3 protein-coding genes are annotated in these 20,278 nt (G+C 73.0%); 1 reads left to right on the top strand and 2 read right to left on the bottom strand.

What is annotated here, in order from left to right; genetic code table 11:
* Together BLV96_RS45510 and BLV96_RS45505 are read right to left on the bottom strand one after the other, a co-directional pair.
* Positions 1–1,053: a FecCD family ABC transporter permease gene (locus tag BLV96_RS45510; RefSeq protein WP_086675367.1), complete on the bottom strand. Its 1,053-nt coding sequence runs from the start codon at positions 1,051–1,053 to the stop codon at positions 1–3.
* A 1-nt stretch (position 1,054) separates the two neighbouring features.
* On the bottom strand, positions 1,055–2,092 hold the full coding sequence (locus BLV96_RS45505; protein ID WP_086675368.1) for a FecCD family ABC transporter permease: 1,038 nt from the start codon (positions 2,090–2,092) through the stop codon (positions 1,055–1,057).
* A gap of 136 nt (positions 2,093–2,228) precedes the next feature.
* Here BLV96_RS45505 and BLV96_RS45500 point away from each other — a divergent pair, with 136 nt between their 5' ends.
* Entirely contained in the window at positions 2,229–20,276 is an 18,048-nt protein-coding gene (locus BLV96_RS45500; protein WP_091390398.1) for a non-ribosomal peptide synthetase, read from the top strand.
* Positions 20,277–20,278: the final 2 nt, after the last annotated feature.

Raw genomic sequence — 20,278 nt, 5'->3', positions numbered from 1 at the left:
TCAGCCTCCGGAGCCGGATCGGTTGGCCCTGGCCAGCAGCCAGAGCAGGAGCGGGGCGCCGAGCACGCCGGTCACGATGCCGACCGGCAGCGCCGACGCGGTCAGCGACCGCGCGATGATGTCGCTGCCCAGCACCACGACCGCGCCGGTGAGCGCGGACGCCGTGATCGGCGGCGACGACAGCCGGGCGAGCCGTTGGGCGATCTGCGGCGCCGTCAGCGCGACGAACGAGATCGGGCCCGCGGACGCCGTCGCGAACGCCACCAGGCCGGCGCCCGCCAGCAGCAGGCCGAGGCGGACCGGCTGGACCGGCGTGCCGAGGCCGGCGGCCACGTCGTCGCCGAGCAGCAACGTCTGCATCCACCGCGACAGCGCCAGCACCAGCGGGTAGAGCACGACGAGCGCGAGCGACAGCGGCACGACGTGCTCCCAGCCGCGGTTGGCGAGGTTGCCGACCAGCCAGCCGATCGACGCCTGCGCCTCGGTGATCTGCGCCTTGCTCAGCAGGTAGTCGGTGAGGCTGGTGCACATCGCGAAGATCCCGATGCCCACCAGCAGGATCCGGTAGCCGGTCGTGCCGCGCCGCCACGCCAGCGCGTACACGAGCACGGCCGTGAGCAGGCCGCCGAGGAGGCCCAGCGTGGTGGTGCCGAGGCCGCCGCCGAAGCCGAACGCGATGCCCGCGACGACGAACGTGGCCGCGCCCGCGTTGATGCCGATCATGTCCGGGCTGGCCAGCGGGTTGCGGGTGATCGTCTGGAACACCGCGCCGGACGCGCCGAACGCGATCCCCGCCAGCAGCCCGGTCAGCGCCCGCGGCAGCCGCAGTTCCTGGACGATGTAACCGTTTCCGCTGTCGCCGCCGCCGAAAAGACCCGATAGGACATCGGACACGGTCATCGGGACGTCCCCGATCGTCATGCCCACGCAGAACAACACGAACGCGAGCACCGCGAGGACGATCGAGACGAGCAGCAGCCGGGGCCGGACCCGGCCGGACACCGGACCCGCGCGGAAGGTGACCCGGTCACGCCGGATCTGCAGCAGGCTCACCTCAGGACTCCACGAGCTTGCGTCGGCGGACCAGGTAGATGAAGAAGGGCGCGCCGAGGAACGCGACGATCACGCCCGCGCGGATCTCGCTGGGCCGCGCCAGCACACGGCCGAGGATGTCCGCGGCCAGCAGCAAGCAGGGCGCGAGGACGGCGGTGTAGGGCAGCAGCCAGCGGTGGTCCGGGCCGATCACGAACCGCACCGCGTGCGGGACGATCAGGCCGAGGAACACGATCGGCCCGGCGACGGCGACGGCCGCGCCGGTCAGCAGCGTGATCGCCAGCGCGCCGCGCAGCCGCAGTGGGCCGAGCTTGCGGCCGAGCGCGATCGCGACGTCGTCGCCGAGGGCGAGGCTGTTGAGCGCGGGGCCGCTCGCGATCGCCAGCACGACGCCGACGACCAGGAACGGCAGGACCTGCCGCAACGCGGTGCCGTCGACGCCGGACAGCGAACCGGCGGACCAGAAGCGGTAGCGGTTGAGCGCCACCGGATCCGACAGCACCATCGCGCTGGTGAAGGAGGCGAGCAACGCCGTGACGGCGGCTCCGGCGAGCGCCAGCTTGACCGGGCTCGACCCGGCCCGGCCGCGCGTGCCGAGGTAGTAGACGACGGCCGTCGCGAGGAGCGCGCCGGCGAAGGCGAACCAGATGTAGCCGTAGAGCGAGCTGACACCCAGCACGGTGATCGAGAACACGATCGCGAACGCGGCCCCGGCGCTGACGCCGAGCAGGCCCGGATCGGCCAGGGGATTGCGCGTCAGTGCCTGCATCACCGTGCCGGCCAGCCCGAGGCCGGAGCCCACCAGCACCGCGAGGAAAGTCCGCGGCATCCGGACACTGTGGATGATCACGGCGTCCGCGGAGCCGTCGTCGTGCCACAGCACCTGCCAGACCGCGCCGAACGAGATCTCCTTCGACCCCAGCCAGATGCTCAGCAGGCACAGGAAGACCAGGACGGCGAGGGCGGCCAGCAGACCGAGCGCGCGGCTCGTGTGTGGCGGGCGTCGCGTGAGAGCGATCCCTCCGGGGTCTGTTCGCACCGCACCTCCGACTGGTACTCATTTTAGGTAAGGCTAACCGATGGTACAGCAGTGCATTCTCGCCGTCGGTTTGTTAGGTTGCCCTAAGTCCACGCCTCGTTCGGGGCGTCTTGAGCAGCGGGAGGCTGGTCTACCGGTGAGCAACGGTGACGCTGTGCAGCAGGTGGCGGAGCTGGAATTCTGGCGTGACCGCCTCGCCTCGGCGCCGAAGGAGCTCGCGCTGCCGGTCGACCGGCCGTACGCCGCTTCGCCGGTTTCGGCTCGGCTGGGCCGCCCGCTTCCCGCGGCCGACGAGCCGACCCTCTTGGCCGCGTTCGTCGTGCTGCTGTCCCGTTATGCGGGAACCGCCGACGTCGTCCTCGGCATCGGCTCGCTCGTGCCGCTGCGGGTGGATCTCGGTGGCGCGCCGAACTTCGGCGACGTCGTCGCGCGCGTGCGTGCGGCGCGCGACGAGGCGTTGGCGCACGAGGTCCCGTTCGCCGACCTGGTCACCGAGCTGGAGCCGGAGCCCGGTCGCGGGGGATCGGTGCTCGTCAACGTCGGCTTCCACGCCGAGGCGGATCTGCCGCTGGACCTGAACCTCACCGCCGACGGCGTCCGGTACCGTGCCGACGTCCTCGACGAGTCCACTGTGGACCGGATGCTCGGGCACCTCGGCCACCTGCTGGCCGACGCGCGGCAGCGTCCACAGTGTCCGGTCGCGCGCTTGGACCTGATGCCGGAGCCGGAACTGCACCGGATTCTCGAAGAGTGGAACGACACCGACTTCGAGGCGCCGCTGTCGACCCTGCCGGAGCTGTTCGCCGCCCGCGTCCGCGAGACACCGGACGCCGTGGCGCTCGTCTTCGAGGACGAGGAACTGACCTACGCCGAACTGGACGCGCGCGCGAACCGGCTCGCCCACGTCCTCATCGGCCGCGGCGCCGGTCCGGAGCGGGTCGTCGCGCTCGCCGTGCCGCGCTCGGTCGAAATGATCGTGGCCGAGCTGGCTGTGCTCAAGGCCGGCGCCGCCTACCTCCCGCTGGACCCCGACTACCCGGCCGAGCGCATCGCGTTCATGATCGCCGACGCCCGGCCGGTGTGCGTGCTGACCACCGCGGACCTGGCGGACCACTTCGAGCGCCCGGTCCTCCTCGAAGAACTGGACCTCGCGGCGGCGCCCGAAACGGACCCGGCCGCCGACATCGTCCCGGCGAACGCGGCCTACGTCATCTACACCTCCGGCTCCACCGGGCGGCCCAAGGGCGTCGTGGTGTCCCACGCCGGGGTCGCGAAACTCGTCGCGACGCAGTCACAGCGGTTCGGCATCGGCCCGCACAGCCGGGTGCTGCAGTTCGCGTCACCCAGCTTCGACGTCGCCTTCTGGGACCTGTGCCTCGGCCTGCTCTCCGGTGGGCGCCTGGTGGTCGTGCCCGCCGAGCGGCGCGTGCCCGGCCCCGAGCTCGCCGACTACGCCCACACCCACGGCGTCGACTTCATGATCCTGCCGCCCGCGCTGCTCGCCGAGTTCCCCGACGACTGCGACCTCCCGCGCGACAGCGTGCTGCTGGCCGGGACCGAGCGCGTGTCGCCGGAGCTCGTCCGCCGGTGGGCGCCGGGCCGCCGGATGTTCAACGCGTACGGCCCGACCGAAGCCACGACCAACTCGACGCTCGGGCTGTGCGACCCGGAGATCGCGCCGGGCTCGGCCGTGCCGATCGGCGTCCCGGACCCGGGCACCCGCGCCTACGTCCTCGACGCGTCGCTCGCGCCGGTCCCGGTCGGCGTCGCCGGCGAGCTGTACCTCGCCGGATCCGGCCTGGCCCGCGGGTACCTCGGCCGGCCCGGCCTGACGTCGGAACGGTTCGTCGCCGACCCGTTCGGCCGCGGCGGCCGGCTCTACCGCACGGGCGACCTGGTGAAGTGGCTGCCGGACGGCCGGCTGGTGTTCCTGGGCCGGGCCGACGACCAGGTCAAGATCCGCGGCTACCGCATCGAGCTCGGCGAGATCGAGTCGGTGCTCGCCGAGCACCCGCGCGTCGGCCAGTCGGTGGTCGTCGCGCAGGACGGCCGGCTCGTCGCCTACGCCGTGCCGCTGCCCGACCGCGACCAGGCGGCCGAGCGGGGCCACGTCGAGGAGTGGCACGCCGTCCACGAAGAAATGCTCGCCGGGTCCACCGGCATCGAGGAGAACTTCGCGGGCTGGAACTCCAGCTACGACGGCTCCGACCTGCCTCTCGAAGAGATGCGGGAGTGGCACGCGGCGACGATCGAGCGCATCCGCGAGCTGCACCCGAAGCGGGTCCTGGAGATCGGCGTCGGCAGCGGGCTCATCCTCTCGCGGATCGCCCCGGACGCCGAGACGTATTGGGGCGTCGACCTTTCCGAAAGCGCGATCGAGAACGTCCGGCGCGAGGTTGCCGCGACGTCCTACGCCGAGCGGGTGCACCTCGCGGCCCGGCCGGCGCACGACCTGGGCGAGCTGCCGGCCGAGCCGTTCGACACCGTCGTCATCAACTCCGTCGCGCAGTACTTCCCGAGCGCCGACTACCTCACCGAGGTGGTCCGGACCGCGGCCGGGTCGCTGGCGCCGGGTGGCACGATCTTCCTCGGCGACATCCGCAACCTCCGGTCGCTGCGCGCGTTCCGCACCGCCGTCGAGCTGCGCCACGGCCGCGCCGACGTGGCGGCGGTCGACCAGGCGATCGCGCGTGAGGGCGAGCTGGTGCTCGACCCGGCCTTCTTCCCGGCGCTGGCCCGCAGTCTCGACGGCTTCGGTGACGTCGACCTCTGGGTGAAGCGCGGCGAGGCGCACAACGAGCTGACCCGGCACCGCTACGACGTCGTCCTGCGGAAGGCGCCGAAGCCGGCGCCGGTCGGCGAGCAGGTCGTCGCGTTCGGCGATCTCGGTGCGGTGGAACGGTTCCTGGCCGTCGAGGCGCCGGAGCGGCTGCGGGTCACCGGCATCCCGGACGCGCGGCTGTCCGGCGAACTGGCGGCGGCGCGTGCGCTGGACGAGGGTGACGCCGAGGCGGCACAGGCCGCGCTCGAGCGGCGCGAGGGCGTCGACCCGGAGGACCTGCACCGGCTCGGCGACACCGCCGGGTACCGCGTCGCGGTGACCTGGGCCGCCGGCAGCGGTGAGCTGGAGGCCGTCTTCTCGCGGGGGGAGGACGGCCCGGCCTACCGCCCCGGGCGGCAATCGGGCGCCCCGGCGTCGTACGCGAACAACCCGGCCGCGCGGCGGGACACCGGCGCGCTGGTCGCGTCGCTGCGCGCGCACGTGCGGGACCGGCTGCCGCTGTACATGGTGCCCTCGGCGTTCGTCGTGCTGGACAAGCTGCCGGTCCTGGCCTCGGGCAAGCTCGACCGCAAGGCGCTGCCCAGCCCCGAGCGGTTCGCCGCCGGGCCGGGCCGCGCGCCGCGCAACCCCGTCGAGCAGTTGCTGTGCGAGATGTTCGCCGACGTCCTCGGGGTGCCGCAGGCTAGTCCGGACGACGACTTCTTCGCCCTCGGCGGGCACTCGCTGCTCGCCACGCGACTGATCCAGCGCATCCGCGCGGCCGTCGGCGCCGAGGTGCCGGTGCGGGCGGTGTTCGACGCGCCGACCCCGGCCGCGCTCGCCGACCTCCTCGCCGGGGCGGTGGCCGGCACCGAGCGGCGCCCGCTGACCCGCGTCGCCGACCGGCCGGAGCGGCTGCCGCTGTCGTTCGCACAGCAGCGCCTCTGGTTCCTGCACGGCCTGGAAGGCGGCTCGGCGACCTACAACGTCCCGCTCGTCATGCGGCTGGCCGGCGAGCTGGACGTCGACGCGCTGCGGGCGGCGCTGCACGACGTCCTCGACCGGCACGAGGCCCTGCGGACGGTCTTCCCGACCGCCGACGGCGTGCCGTACCAGGAAGTCCTGGCCGAAGCGTCGATCGAGCTGAACGTTCGTGCGGTGACCGAGTCCGAAGTGGACGCGGTCGTGGACGACCTCGTCCGCGGCGTGTTCGACCTCGGCGCCGGCGTCCCGGTGCGGGCCACCCTGCTGACCGTCGACGAGCGGCGGAACGTGCTCGTCCTGGTCGTGCACCACATCGCCGCCGACGGCTGGTCGCTGACGCCGCTCTGGCGGGACATCGCCACGGCCTACCGCGCCCGGCTCGGCCAGGGAAGTCCACAGTGGACGCTGTTGCCCGTGCAGTACGCGGACTACACGCTCTGGCAACGAGAACTCCTCGAAGCGGAGGAAACCGCCCAGCTCGACTACTGGCGCCGGACCCTCGACGGGCTGCCCGAGCGCATCCCGCTCCCGCTCGACCGGCCGCACCCGGCGGTGTCCGCCTACCGCGGCGGGTTCTTCACCTTCACCTGGGACGCCGGCCTGCAGGCCGGGCTGACCGAGCTCGCCCGCGCGTGCGGCGCGAGCCCGTTCATGGTCGTGCACGCCGGCCTGACCGCGCTGCTGTCCCGGCTGGGCGGCGGAACGGACATCCCGATCGGCACCCCGATCGCCGGCCGGACCGACCCCGCGCTGGACGACCTCGTCGGGTTCTTCGTCAACACCCTGGTGCTGCGCGTCGGCACCGGCGGCGACCCGTCGTTCCGCGACCTCGTGGCGCGCGTCCGCGACCGGAGCCTCGACGCCTACGCCCACCAGGACGTGCCGTTCGAGCGCCTGGTCGAAGCCTTGAACCCGGCGCGCTCGCTCGCGCACCACCCGCTGTTCCAGACAATGCTCGCTTGGCAGAACACCCCCGGCGCCGGCGTCGAGCTGCCCGGGCTGACCGTCACCGAGCGGCCGGTCGGCACCGGCACCGCCAAGTTCGACCTCTGGTTCTCCTTCACCGAGCGCGCCGACGGCATCCACGGGCAGGCGGAGTTCAACGCCGAGGTGTTCGACCACCGCACCGTGACCGGCCTGCTCGACCGCCTCGAAGTCCTGCTGCGCCAGGTCGTCGCGGCCCCGGACCGCCGGCTGGGCGCGCTCGACGTGCTCACCCCGGCCGAGCGCGACGGGCTCGAAAAGACCTGGTCGGGCGCGGTCGAAGACGTGCCCGCGGTCACCGTGCCCGAGCTGTTCGCCGCCCAGGTGGCGAGGACGCCGGACGCGACGGCGCTCGTCTTCGAGGACGAAGAGCTGACCTACGCGGAGCTGGACGCCGTCTCGAACCGCCTGGCCCGCGTGCTGGCCGAGCGGGGTGCCGGGCCCGAGCGGGTCGTCGCGTTGGCCCTGCCGCGCTCGACGCACCTGGTCACGGCCATCCTGGCGGTGCTCAAGACGGGCGCGGCCTACCTGCCGCTCGACCCGGGTTACCCGGCCGACCGCATCGCGTTCATGCTCGAAGACTCTGCGCCGGCGCTGGTCCTGGCCACCGCCGACGACCTGCCGCCGCTCGACGGGGTTTCGGACGCGCCACTCGATGTCCCGCTCCGGCCGGAGAACCCGGCGTACGTCATCTACACGTCGGGCTCGACGGGCCGGCCCAAGGGTGTCGTCGTGCCGCACGAGGGCATCGTCAACCGTCTGTTGTGGATGCAGGACGAGTACGGCCTGACCGTCGACGACCGGGTTCTGCAGAAGACGCCGTCGAGCTTCGACGTATCCGTGTGGGAGTTCCTCTGGCCGCTCGTCACCGGCGCGACCGAGGTCGTCGCCCGGCCGGACGGGCACAAGGACCCGGCGTACCTGGCCCGGCTGATCCGCGACCGCGGGGTCACGACCGTCCACTTCGTCCCGTCGATGCTCCAGGTTTTCCTGCAGGAGCCCGCCGCGGGGGAGTGCACGAGCCTCCGCCGCGTCCTGTGCAGCGGGGAAGCCCTGCCGCTCGACGCCGTCACCCAGTTCGGCCAGGTCCTCGACGCCGAGCTGCACAACCTCTACGGCCCGACCGAAGCGTCGGTCGACGTCACGTCCTGGCGGACGTCTGCCGCGGACACGAGTGTCCCGATCGGACGTCCGGTGTGGAACACCCGGACCTACGTCCTCGACGCGGCGTTGCGGCCGGTGCCGCCGGGCACCGCCGGGGAGCTGTACCTCGCCGGCGTCCAGCTGGCCCGCGGTTACCTCGGGCGGCCCGGGCTCAGCGCGGAGCGGTTCGTCGCTTCGCCGTACGATCCGGGGCGGCGGATGTACCGCACCGGCGACCTGGCCCGCTTCCGCCCCGACGGCGTGCTCGAATTCCTGGGCCGTGGGGACGAACAGATCAAGATCCGCGGCTTCCGCGTCGAGGCCGGGGAGATCGCGGCCACGCTCGCCACGCACGACGACGTCGCGCACGCCGTGGTCGTGGCCCGGGAGGACCGGCCGGGTGACGTCCGCCTGGTCGGGTACGTCGTGCCCGCCGAACCGTCTCCCCGGGACGAGACCGAGCAGGTCGGCGAGTGGCGCGAACTGTACGACTCGATGTACGCGGGCGCCGCCGACGAATTCGAAGGCTGGAACTCCAGCTACACCGGCGAACCGATCCCGCGGGCCGAGATGCGGGAGTGGCGGGACGCCATCGTCACGCGCATCCGCGACCTGAATCCGCGGCGGGTGCTGGAGATCGGCGTCGGCACCGGCCTGCTGCTGACCGAGCTGGCCCCGCACTGCGAAACCTACTGGGGCACGGACTTCTCCGCCGAGGTCATCGCTTCCCTGGGGCAGCGGGTCGCGGGCGACCCGGGGCTCGCCGGACGCGTCGAGCTGCGCACCGGCGACGCCGCCGACCTCACCGGGCTGCCGTCCGGGTTCTTCGACACCATCGTGCTCAACTCCGTCGTCCAGTACTTCCCGAGCGGGACGTACCTGCTGGAGGTGCTGCGCAAGGCCCTCGAGCTGCTCGCACCGGGTGGGTCGCTGTTCGTCGGCGACGTCCGCGACCTGCGTCAGGTCCGGGCGTTCCACACGACGGTGGCCGAAGCGCGCGGGGGCGACGTCGAGCAGCGGCTGTTGCGCGAGAAGGAACTCCTCGTCGCGCCCGAGTTCTTCGCCGGGCTCGACGGGGTCACCGCGGACATCCGGGTCAAGCGCGGCCGGGCGGTCAACGAGCTGACCCGGTACCGCTACGACGTGGTCCTGCGCCCCGGCTCGGCCGACGCTCCCGAGCTCCCGACGCTCGTGTGGGGCACCGATCTCTCCACAGTGGACGCCGTCACCGGTCCGAGCCGGATCGAACGCGTTCCCAACGGCCGTACCGCACCGGGCGGGGTGGACCCGGAAGACTGGTACGCCTTCGGTGACGCGCACGGCTACCGCACGGTGGTCACCTGGTCCGCCGAGGGCGACGGCTCGGTCGACGTCCTGTTCACGACCGGCGACCCCGCCGGCGCCTTCCGGCCGGGCACCGGTCCGCTCCTGTCCTACACCGGCAACCCCGGTCGCTTCCGCCGGATCAGCACCCTCACCGCGGACCTGCGGACCCTCGCGGCCGACCGGCTGCCCGAGCACATGGTGCCCTCGGCGATCGTCGTCCTCGACGCGCTCCCGGTGACCGCCAACGGCAAGCTCGACCGCCGCGCCCTGCCCTCGCCCGACCCGGCCGCGCCGACGTCGGACCGCGAGCCGCGCACCCCGGTCGAACGGCAGCTGTGCGAGCTGTTCGCCGACGTCCTGGGTCTGCCGCGGGTCGGCCCGGACGACAGCTTCTTCGCCCTCGGCGGCCATTCGCTGCTCGCCACCCGGCTGATCGCCCGCATCCGCACAACGTTGCACGCCGAGCTGGAAGTCCGTTCGGTCTTCGAGACGCCCACCGCCGCCGGCCTGGCCGCGCTGGTCGGCGCGGGGACCGCCGCGGCGCGGCCGCCGCTCGTCCCGGTGGACCGCCCGGCGTCGGTGCCGCTTTCCGGCGCGCAGCAGCGGCTGTGGTTCCTGCACCACCTCGAAGGACCGTCGGCCACCTACAACGTTCCGCTGATCATGCGTCTGGAAGGCGCGGTCGACGTCGAGGCGCTGCGCACGGCACTGTCCGATGTGGTCGCCCGCCACGAGGCCCTGCGGACGCGCTTCCCACAGCACGACGGCGTGCCGTATCAAGACATCCTTCCGGCAGCCGAGGTCGACCTGCCCGTGCGGCCGGTCACCGACCTCGACGCCGAGCTGACCGGGCTCGTCCGTGGTTCGTTCGACCTCGAGCGCGAGGCGCCGATGCGGGTCGAGCTGCTGCGGCTGAGCGAGCGCGAGCACGTCTTGGTGCTGGTGTTCCACCACATCGCCTCGGACGGCTGGTCGATGGCCCCGCTGTGGCGGGACGTCGCCACCGCCTACGCCGCCCGCCGCGCCGGTGAGACTCCACAGTGGACACCGTTGCCGGTGCAGTACGCGGACTACACGCTGTGGCAGGAAGATCTGCTCGGCACCGAGGACGACCCGGACAGCGTCCTCAGCACGCAGCTGGACTACTGGCGCGACACCCTCGACGGCCTGCCCGACCGCATCGAGCTGCCGCTCGACCGGCCGCACCCGGCGACCGCGACCTTCCGGGGCGAGCTGCACACCTTCAGCTGGGACGCCGAACTGCACGCGCGGCTGGCCGAGCTCGCCCGCGAGGCCGGCGCGAGCGTGTTCATGGTCGTGCACGCGGCGCTCGCCGCCCTGCTCACCCGGCTGGGCGCGGGCACCGACGTCCCGATCGGCTCGCCCATCGCCGGGCGCACCGACTCCGCCCTCGACGACCTCGTCGGGTTCTTCGTCAACACCCTGGTGTTGCGCGTCGACACCGGTGGCGAGCCCACTTTCCGCGACCTCGTCGCCCGCGTCCGCGAGCGCAACCTCGACGCCTACGCCCACCAGGACGTCCCGTTCGAGCGCCTGGTCGAGGTGCTGAACCCGACGCGTTCGCTGTCCTACCACCCGCTTTTCCAGGTCATGATCGCCGGCCAGAACAACGCCCGCGCCGAGGTCACGCTGCCCGGCTTGGCCGTCACCGAGATCCCGGTGACCACCGGGACGTCCAAGTTCGACCTGTCGATCTCGCTCACCGAACGCGAGGCCGGGATCGCCGGCGTGCTGGAGTTCGACGCCGACGTCTTCGACCATGCGAGCGCGCACGCGATCCTGCGCCGCCTCGAAGTCCTGCTGCGCGCGGCGCTGGCGGAGCCGGACCGCCCGGTCGGCGCCCTGGACCTGCTCGACGGAGACGAGCGCGACCGGGTTCTCACCGAGTGGGCGGGCTCGCTCGAACCCGCCGGCACCGAGACGTTCCCCGGGATGTTCGCCCGCCGCGTGGCCGAAGCCCCGGACGCCGTCGCGCTCGTCTTCGAGGACGTCGAGCTGACCTACGCCGAGGTCAACACGCGCGCGAACCGGCTGGCGCACCTGCTCCTCGACCGCGGTGCCGGGCCGGAGAGCGTGGTCGCGCTGGCCGTGCCGCGGTCCCTCGAAATGATCATCGCCGAGCTGGCCGTGCTGAAGGCCGGCGCCGCCTACCTGCCGGTCGACGTCGACTACCCCGGCGACCGGATCGTCTACATGGTGGAAGACGCCCGCCCGGTCTGCGTCGTGACGACGCGAGAGATCGACGCCAAGCTGCCCGCGGACGTCCCACGGGTGCTCCTGGACGACCCGGCGCTCGACGGAATGTCCACAGAGGACCCGGCGGTGGTGGTCGAGCCGGAGAACGCGGCCTACGTGATCTACACGTCCGGCTCGTCCGGCCGGCCCAAGGGCGTCGTCCTCCAGCACTCCGGCGTCGCCAAGCTCGTGGCCACCCAGGTCGAGCGGTTCGGCATCGGCCCGCACAGCCGGGTGCTGCAGTTCGCGTCGCCGAGCTTCGACGTCGCCTTCTGGGACCTCTGCCTCGGCCTGCTCTCCGGCGGCCGGCTGGTCGTCGTCCCGGCCGAGCGGCGCGTCGCCGGACCCGCGCTGACCGAGTACGCCCACCAGCACGCCGTGGACTTCATGATCCTGCCGCCCGCGCTGCTCGACGCGATGCCCGCGGACTGCGACCTGCCACGTGACAGCGTGCTGCTGGCCGGGACCGAACGCGTGTCGCCGCAACTCGTCAAGCGGTGGGCACCCGGACGGCGGATGTTCAACGCCTACGGCCCGACCGAGGCGACCACCAACTCGACGCTCGGCGAGAGCGACCCAGTCGAACTGGCGGACGCGACCGTCGTCCCGATCGGCATCCCCGACCCCGGCACCCGGGCGTACGTGCTCGACGCCGGGCTGCGGCCGGTCCCGCCCGGCGTGGTGGGGGAGCTGTACCTGGCCGGGTCCGGCCTGGCGCGCGGCTACCTCGGGCGCGCCGCGCTGACGTCGGAACGGTTCGTCGCGGACCCCTTCGGCGACGGTGGCCGGCTCTACCGCACCGGCGACCTGGTGAAGTGGCTGCCGGACGGGCGGCTGGTGTTCCTGGGCCGCGCCGACGACCAGGTCAAGATCCGGGGTTACCGCATCGAGCCGGGCGAGATCGAGACCGTCATCGCCGAGCACCCGGCCGTCGGCCAGTCCGTCGTGATCGCCCAGGACGGGCGGCTGATCGCGTACGCCGTCCCGGCCGCGGGCCGCGACGAAGAGGCGGAGCTGGACCACGTCGGCGAATGGCGTGAGCTGCACGAGAACGTGTTCACCGAAGCGGCGTCCGGTGGGCTGGAGGAGAACTTCACCGGCTGGAACTCCAGCTACGACGGCTCCGAAATCCCCCTCGACGAGATGCGCGAGTGGCACGCGGCGACGATCGACCGCATCCGTTCCCTCAGGGAACCGTCGCTTTCACGTGAAAGCTACGGTCTCGGGCGGGTGCTGGAGATCGGGGTCGGGTCGGGGCTCATCCTGACCCGGATCGCGCCGGACGCCGAGGAGTACTGGGGTGTCGACCTGTCGGAGAAGGCGATCGCCAACCTCCGGCGCGAACTCGCGGCGACTCCGTTCGCGGACAAGGTCCACCTCGCGGCCCGGCCGGCGCACGACCTGGGCGAGCTGCCGGACGAGCCGTTCGACACGGTGATCGTCAACTCGGTCGCGCAGTACTTCCCGAGTGTCGGCTACCTCGCCGAGGTGATCCGCACGGCCGCCGCGCGGGTCCGCCCGGGCGGGGTGATTTTCCTGGGGGACATCCGGAACCTGCGTTCGCTGCGCGCGTTCCGGACGGCGACCGAGCTGCGGCACGGTCGCCGGACCGCGGCCGCGGTCGACCAGGCGATCGCGCGCGAGGGCGAACTCGTGCTCGATCCGGACTTCTTCGCGACGCTGGCCCGTGAGCTGGACGGCTTCGACGACGTCGACCTCCGGATGAAGCGCGGTCACGCGCACAACGAGCTGACCCGGCACCGCTACGACGTCGTCCTGCGGAAGGCGCCGAAACCGGCGCCGGCCGAGGAGACCGTTGTCCCGTTCACGTCGTTCGACGAGCTGGTGCGGCTGCTGGCCGAGCGTCCGGCCCGGCTGCGGGTCACCGGTGTGCCGGACGCGCGGCTGTCCGGTGAGCTGGCCGCTGTCGCCGCGCTCACCGAGGGCGACGCCGACGCCGCGCTGTCCGCTTTGGACGCTGATCCGTCCGGAGTGGACATCGAGAAGCTGCACGACCTCGGCTACGGCTGCTATGCGGCACCGGCGCGGCAAGGCTTCCTCGAAGTCGTGTTCACCACCGGCGAGCCGACGCGGATCCACCGCGGCAAGCCGGTCCGGGCGGCCCTGGACACGCTGGGCAACCACCCGGCCGGCCGGCGGGACACGAGCGCGCTGGTTTCGGCGCTGCGGGCCCACGTCCGCGACCGGCTGCCGCAGTACATGGTGCCCTCGGCGTTCGTCGTCCTCGACCGGCTGCCGCTGCTCGCCTCGGGCAAGCTCGACCGCCGCGCCCTGCCGAGCCCGGACACCCACGCCGGCACCGCCGGCCGCGCACCGCGGACCCCTGTCGAGGAAGTCCTCTGCGGACTGTTCGCCGAAGTTCTCGACACGGCATCGATCGGCGTCGACGACGACTTCTTCGCGCTGGGCGGGCATTCGCTCATGGCGACGCGCCTGGTCGCCCGGCTGCGCGCGGTGTTCGGCGTCGAACTGCAGGTGCGGTCGGTGTTCGAGACACCGACGGTCGCGGGCCTCGCCGCACTGCTGTCCACTTCGGACGCTGCCGCGGCCCGGCCCGCGCTGGAACGCGTCGAGCCGCGGCCGGACGTCCTCCCGCTGTCGTTCGCCCAGCAGCGGCTGTGGTTCCTGCACCGCCTCGAAGGCCCGTCGGCGACCTACAACATGCCGGCCGCGGTCCGGCTGAGCGGCGACCTCGACGTCGCCGCGTTGACGCTCGCCCTGTCCGATGTGGTCGGCCGCCACGAGGCCCTGCGCACGGTCTTCCCGGAGGTCGAGGGCGAAGCCAGGCAGCAGATCCTCGACGATGTCACGATTCCGTTGCCCACCCGCACGGTCACGGACGCGACCCTCGCCGACGCCGTGTCCGAGGTGGCTCACACGGTGTTCGAGCTGGAGTCGGAGATTCCACTGCGGGCCGAGCTGCTGCGGCTCGGTGCCCGGGAGCACGTCCTGGTGCTGGTGTTCCACCACATCGCCTCCGACGGCTGGTCGACCGCGCCCCTGTGGCGCGACCTCGCGACGGCCTACACTGCGCGGCAAGCCGGGGACGCTCCTCAGTGGACGCCGTTGCCGGTGCAGTACGCGGACTACACGCTGTGGCAGCGGGACGTCCTCGGCGAGCCGGTGATCGAGCCGCAGCTGGCCTACTGGCGCGAAGCCCTCGCCGGTCTGCCGGAACGGATCGAGCTGCCGACCGACCGGCCGCACCCGGCCGAAGCCTCCTACCAGGGCGAACAGTTCGCGTTCGGCTGGGACGCCGAGCTCCACAGTGGACTCGTCGAGCTGGCCCGGACGTGCGGCGCCAGCGTGTTCATGGTCGTGCACGCCGGGCTCACCGCAGTGCTCACCCGGCTCGGCGCGGGCACCGACATCCCGCTCGGCACCTCCATCGCCGGCCGCACCGACCAAGCGCTCGACGACCTCGTCGGGTTCTTCGTCAACACCCTGGTGCTGCGGGTCGACACCGCCGGCGACCCGTCGTTCCGCGACCTCGTCGCCCGGGTCCGCGACCGCAGCCTCGACGCCTACGCCCACCAGGACGTCCCGTTCGAGCGCTTGGTCGAGGCGCTGAACCCGGTCCGGTCGCTGTCCTACCACCCGCTGTTCCAGACGATGCTGGCCTGGCAGAACAACGCCGTCGCCGACCTCGCGCTGCCCGGCCTGACCGTCGCGGAGGAACCGGTCCGCACCGGCACCGCCCGCGCCGACCTGACGTTCTTCGTCGGGGAACGACCCGGTCACCAGACCGGCATCCGCGGCACCGCCGAGTACAACAGCGACGTCTTCGACCGCGCGAGCGTCGAAGCCGTCATCGACCGCCTGCGGACGCTGCTGCAGGCCGTCGTGGCCGACCCGGACACGCGGATCGGCGCGGTCGACCTGCTCACCGCGGCCGAGCACGAGCGGCTCGCGGCCGACCCCGTGACCCCGCTGCCCGCGGAGACGGCCGCCGGGTTGTTCGCCGCCCAGGTCGCCCGGACCCCGGACGCCCCGGCACTGGTGTTCGGCGGCGAAACCCGCACCTACGCCGAGCTGGACGCGCGGGCGACGACGCTCGCCCGCGCCCTGCTCGCCCGGGGAGCCGGGCCGGAACGGGTCGTCGCGGTCGCGTTGCCGCGCTCGGCCGACCTCGTCATCGCGCTCCTGGCGGTGCTCAAGACCGGCGCCGCCTACCTTCCCCTCGACCTGAACCACCCGGCCGAACGCGTCGAGCTGATGCTCACCGACGCTTCTCCGCACCTGGTCATCGCCGAAGACGGGTTCGGGGACCGGCTGGTCCGACCCGGCGACACCGGGCCCGAACCGGCGTGGCCGGCGATCACCCCGGACCACCCGGCGTACGTGATCTTCACGTCCGGCTCGACCGGCCGCCCGAAGGCCGTCGCCGGAACCCAGCGGGCGCTGGCCAACCGGCTGCACTGGGGGCGCGAGATCGCGCACGGCGTCCGAGTCGCGAAGAGCGCGCTGACCTTCATCGACGGCTCGACCGAGCTGCTCGGCGGGCTCGTCGCGGGCGACCCGGTGGTCCTCGCCGACGACACGACGGCCACCGACCCGCACGCCCTGGTCGAGTTGGTGCGGGCGTCCGGGGCGCAGGTGCTGACCGTGGTGCCGAGCCTGCTCGACAGCTTCGCCGAGGACACGCCGGCGGACGCGTTCGCCTCGGTGACGACCTGGATCACCAGTGGTGAGCCGCTTTCCGCAGCGCTGGCCGAGAAGGTGGCCCGGCGGTGGCCGGCGGCGAAACTGATCAACCTGTACGGCTGCTCGGAGGTCGCGGGCGACAGCCTCGCGCAGGAGTGCGGGCCGGCGGCGATCGGCCGGCCGGTCGCGAACACCCGCGCGTACGTCCTCGACGCCGCGTTGCGGCCGGTGCCGCCGGGCGTCCGCGGCGAGCTGTACCTGGCCGGCGCCGGACTCGCCCGCGGCTACCTCGGCTGCCCGGCCCTCACCGCGGAACGGTTCGTGGCTTCGCCCTTCGAAGCCGGGGAGCGGATGTACCGCACCGGCGACCTCGTCCGCCGCCGGCCCGACGGCGCCCTCGAGTTCCTCGGCCGCGCCGACCAGCAGATCAAGATCCGCGGCTTCCGCGTCGAGCCCGGTGAGGTGGAAGCCGCGCTGACGGCCGACGCCTCGGTCGCCCGGGCTGCCGTGGTCGCCCGGGAGAACCGGCTGATCGCCTACGTCGCCCCGGCCGGGGACCCGGCCGCACTGCGGGCGTCGCTCGCCGCGCGGCTGCCGGAGTACCTGGTGCCCTCGGCGATCGTCGTGCTGCCGGAGCTGCCGGTGAACGCCAACGGCAAGCTCGACCGCGCCGCGCTGCCCGACCCGGAGGTCCGGACCTCCGGCCGCGTCGCGCGGACACCGGCCGAGCGGGCGCTGTGCGACCTCTTCGCCGACGTCCTCGGCGTGGCGCAGGTCGGCCCGGACGACGGGTTCTTCACCCTCGGCGGGCATTCGCTGCTGGCGACCCGCCTGGTCAGCCGAATCCGGGCGCTGCTCGGCGTCGAGGTCCCGATCCGGGCGGTGTTCGACGCGCCGACGCCGGCCCGGCTCGCGGAACTCCTCGACCCGGGCCGGGAGAACCGGCCGGCGCTGGTGCCGGTCGAGCGGCCCGAGGTGCTGCCGCTGTCGTTCGCCCAGCAACGCCTGTGGTTCCTCGACCGCCTCGACGGACTGAGCGCGACCTACAACATCCCGTGGGCGTGGGAGCTGACCGGACCGGTCGACACCGATGCGCTGCGGGCCGCGCTGGGTGACGTCGTAATGCGCCACGAGGTCCTGCGCACGATCCTGGTCGAGGACCACGGCACGCCCCGTCAGGTCGTGCTGGCTCCCGGCGACGACCGCGCGCGGCCGGTGCTGGTCACCGAAACGGCGGCCGACCTCGACGAGAGCGTCACCGCGGCGGCGTCCTACTGCTTCACCCTGGACGCCGAAATCCCGGTCCGCGCGACACTCGTGTCGGCCGGGCCGGAGCGGCACGTGTTCGTCCTGCTGGTGCACCACATCGCGGGCGACGGCTGGTCGTTGCCGCCGCTCAAGCGGGACCTCGACACCGCGTACGCCGCACGGCTGCGCGGTGAAGATCCACAGTGGACGCCGTTGCCGGTGCAATATGCGGACTACACGCTCTGGCAGCGGGAGATGTTCGGCCGCGCCGGGGACCCGGACAGCATCCTCGGCCGACAGGCCGCGTTCTGGCGAGACACCCTCGCCGGGCTCCCGGACGAGCTGGCGCTCCCCGCGGACCGGCCCCGCCCCGCGCGCTCGACGAACCGCGGCGCCGCCGTGCCGTTCGCCGTGCCCGCCGAGGTCCACAGTGGACTTCGCGAGCTGGCTCACGGCAGTGACACCAGCACGTTCATGGTGCTGCAGGCCGCTCTCGCGGCCCTGCTCACCCGGCTCGGCGCGGGCACCGACATCCCGCTCGGCACACCCGTCGCCGGTCGGTCGGACCACGCGCTGGAAGACCTCGCCGGGTTCTTCGTCAACACCCTGGTCCTGCGCACCGACACCGGCGGCGACCCGACGTTCCGCGAGCTCCTCGGCCGCGTCCGGGAGGCCGACCTGGCCGCGTATGCCCACCAGGACCTGCCGTTCGAGCACCTCGTCGAGCTGCTCAACCCGGCCCGGTCCCTGGCGCGGCACCCGCTGTTCCAGGTCATGCTCGCCGTCTACCACTCGGGCTCGGAGCCGGAACGGCTGCTCGGCCTCGACGCCGAGTACCGCGACACCGGGCTGCGGCAGGCGAAGTTCGACCTGTCGTTCGACCTCGTCGAGACGCCCGCCGGCATCGAGGGTGACCTCGAGTTCAGCCTCGACCTGTTCGACGAGCCGACCGCCCGGACGCTCACCGAGCGCCTGGTGCGGCTGATGACGGCCGTCGTCGCGGACCCGGACCGGCCGCTGAGCCGGATCGACGTGCTCGAACCGGCCGAGCGGCACCGGATCCTGCGCGACTGGGGTGCCGGCGAGCCGCTGACGACGTCGGCGCCCACCGTGGTCGACCGGCTGGCCGCCCAGGTGGCCGCGACCCCCGGCGCGACCGCGCTGAGCGACGCTGCCGGCAGTGTCACCTTTGCGGAGTTCGCAGCTCGCACGGACCGGCTGGCCCGGTGGCTGGCTTCGCAGGGGGCCGGTCCGGAGAAGGTCGTGGCGCTGGTCCTGCCGCGCTCGGCGGCGGTCGTCGAGGCGATCTTCGGCGTGTTCAAGACGGGTGCGGCCTACCTGCCGGTGGACCCGGACCAACCGGTCGAACGGATTTCGGCGATCCTCGCCGACGCCGGGGCGGCTTTGGTGCTCACCAGCCGATCGCTTGCTTCGCGGGTGCCGGGGGCGTTGCTCGTCGAGGACATTGTGGACAGTGACGCGACGCTGACCCCGCCTGCGCCCGCGAACCCGGCGTACGTGCTCTACACATCCGGTTCCACGGGCAAGCCCAAGGGTGTGGTGATTCCGCATTCCGGGCTGGTGAACCTGTTCCACAGCCACCGCGAGACGCTGTACCGCCCGGCCGTCGCCGCGGCGGGCGGGCGACGGCTGCGCGTCGGGCACGCCTGGGCGTTCTTCTTCGACGCCTCCTGGCAGCCGCAGCTGTGGCTGCTCGACGGGCACGAGGTGCACGTCATCGACGACGACACGCGCCGCGACCCCGACCGGCTCGCCGCGGTGGTGCGCGAGCGCGGCCTCGACTTCCTCGAACTGACCCCGTCGCACTTCGCGCAGCTGGCCGCGGCCGGCGTCGTCGAAGACGGGACGTGCGCCCTCGGGGTCGTCGGCGTCGGCGGCGAGGCCGTGTCCCAGACGCTGTGGGAGCAGCTGCGGTCGATGCCGGGCACCGAGGCGTACAACCTCTACGGCCCGACCGAGGCCACTGTGGACGCGCTCGTCGGGCGGTTCGCGGACGCCGACTGCCCGGTGGTCGGGCGCCCGGTGCACAACGCGCGCGCGTACGTCCTCGACGGCGGTCTGACCCCGGTGCCGGCCGGCGTGCCCGGCGAGCTGTACCTGGCGGGGGCCGGACTGGCCCGCGGCTACCACGACCGGCCCGCGCTGACCGCCGACCGGTTCGTGGCCGACCCGTTCGGGCCGCCGGGGGAGCGGATGTACCGCACCGGCGACCTGGTGCGGTGGCGGCCGGACGGGCAGCTCGAGTACCTCGGCCGCACCGACGACCAGGTCAAGATCCGCGGCTTCCGCATCGAACCCGGCGAGATCGAGACGGCCCTGACCCGGCACGACGACGTCGAGCAAGCACTCGTCGTCGTCCGGGAAGACCGGGACCGGCGCCTGGTCGCCTACACGACCCCGGCGACGGCGGATCCGGCGCGGCTGCGGGAGTTCGTGGCCCGCTCGCTGCCCGAGTACATGGTGCCGGCGGCGATCGTCCCCCTCGACGCGTTCCCGGTGACCCCCAACGGGAAGCTCGACAAGGCCGCGCTGCCGGTGCCGGAGTTCGAAACCCGGGGCCGGGCCCCGGAAACACCCCTGGAGAAGACCCTCTGCGAGATCTTCGCGGAGGTCCTGGACGTCGGCGCCGTCGGGGCCGACGACGACCTGTTCGCCCTCGGCGGGCATTCGATGCTGCTCGTGGTCCTGCGCAACCGGATCACCGAGCGGCTCGGGACCGAGCTCCCGATCGCCGAGTTCTTCCGCACCCCCACGGCAGCCGGCCTGGCCGTGTTGTTGACCCGAGACGCGAGGTAAAA

This window comes from Amycolatopsis pretoriensis (assembly GCF_900107925.1).
Lineage (GTDB): Bacteria > Actinomycetota > Actinomycetes > Mycobacteriales > Pseudonocardiaceae > Amycolatopsis > Amycolatopsis pretoriensis.
This window is presented reverse-complemented; position numbering and strand designations above follow the sequence as displayed.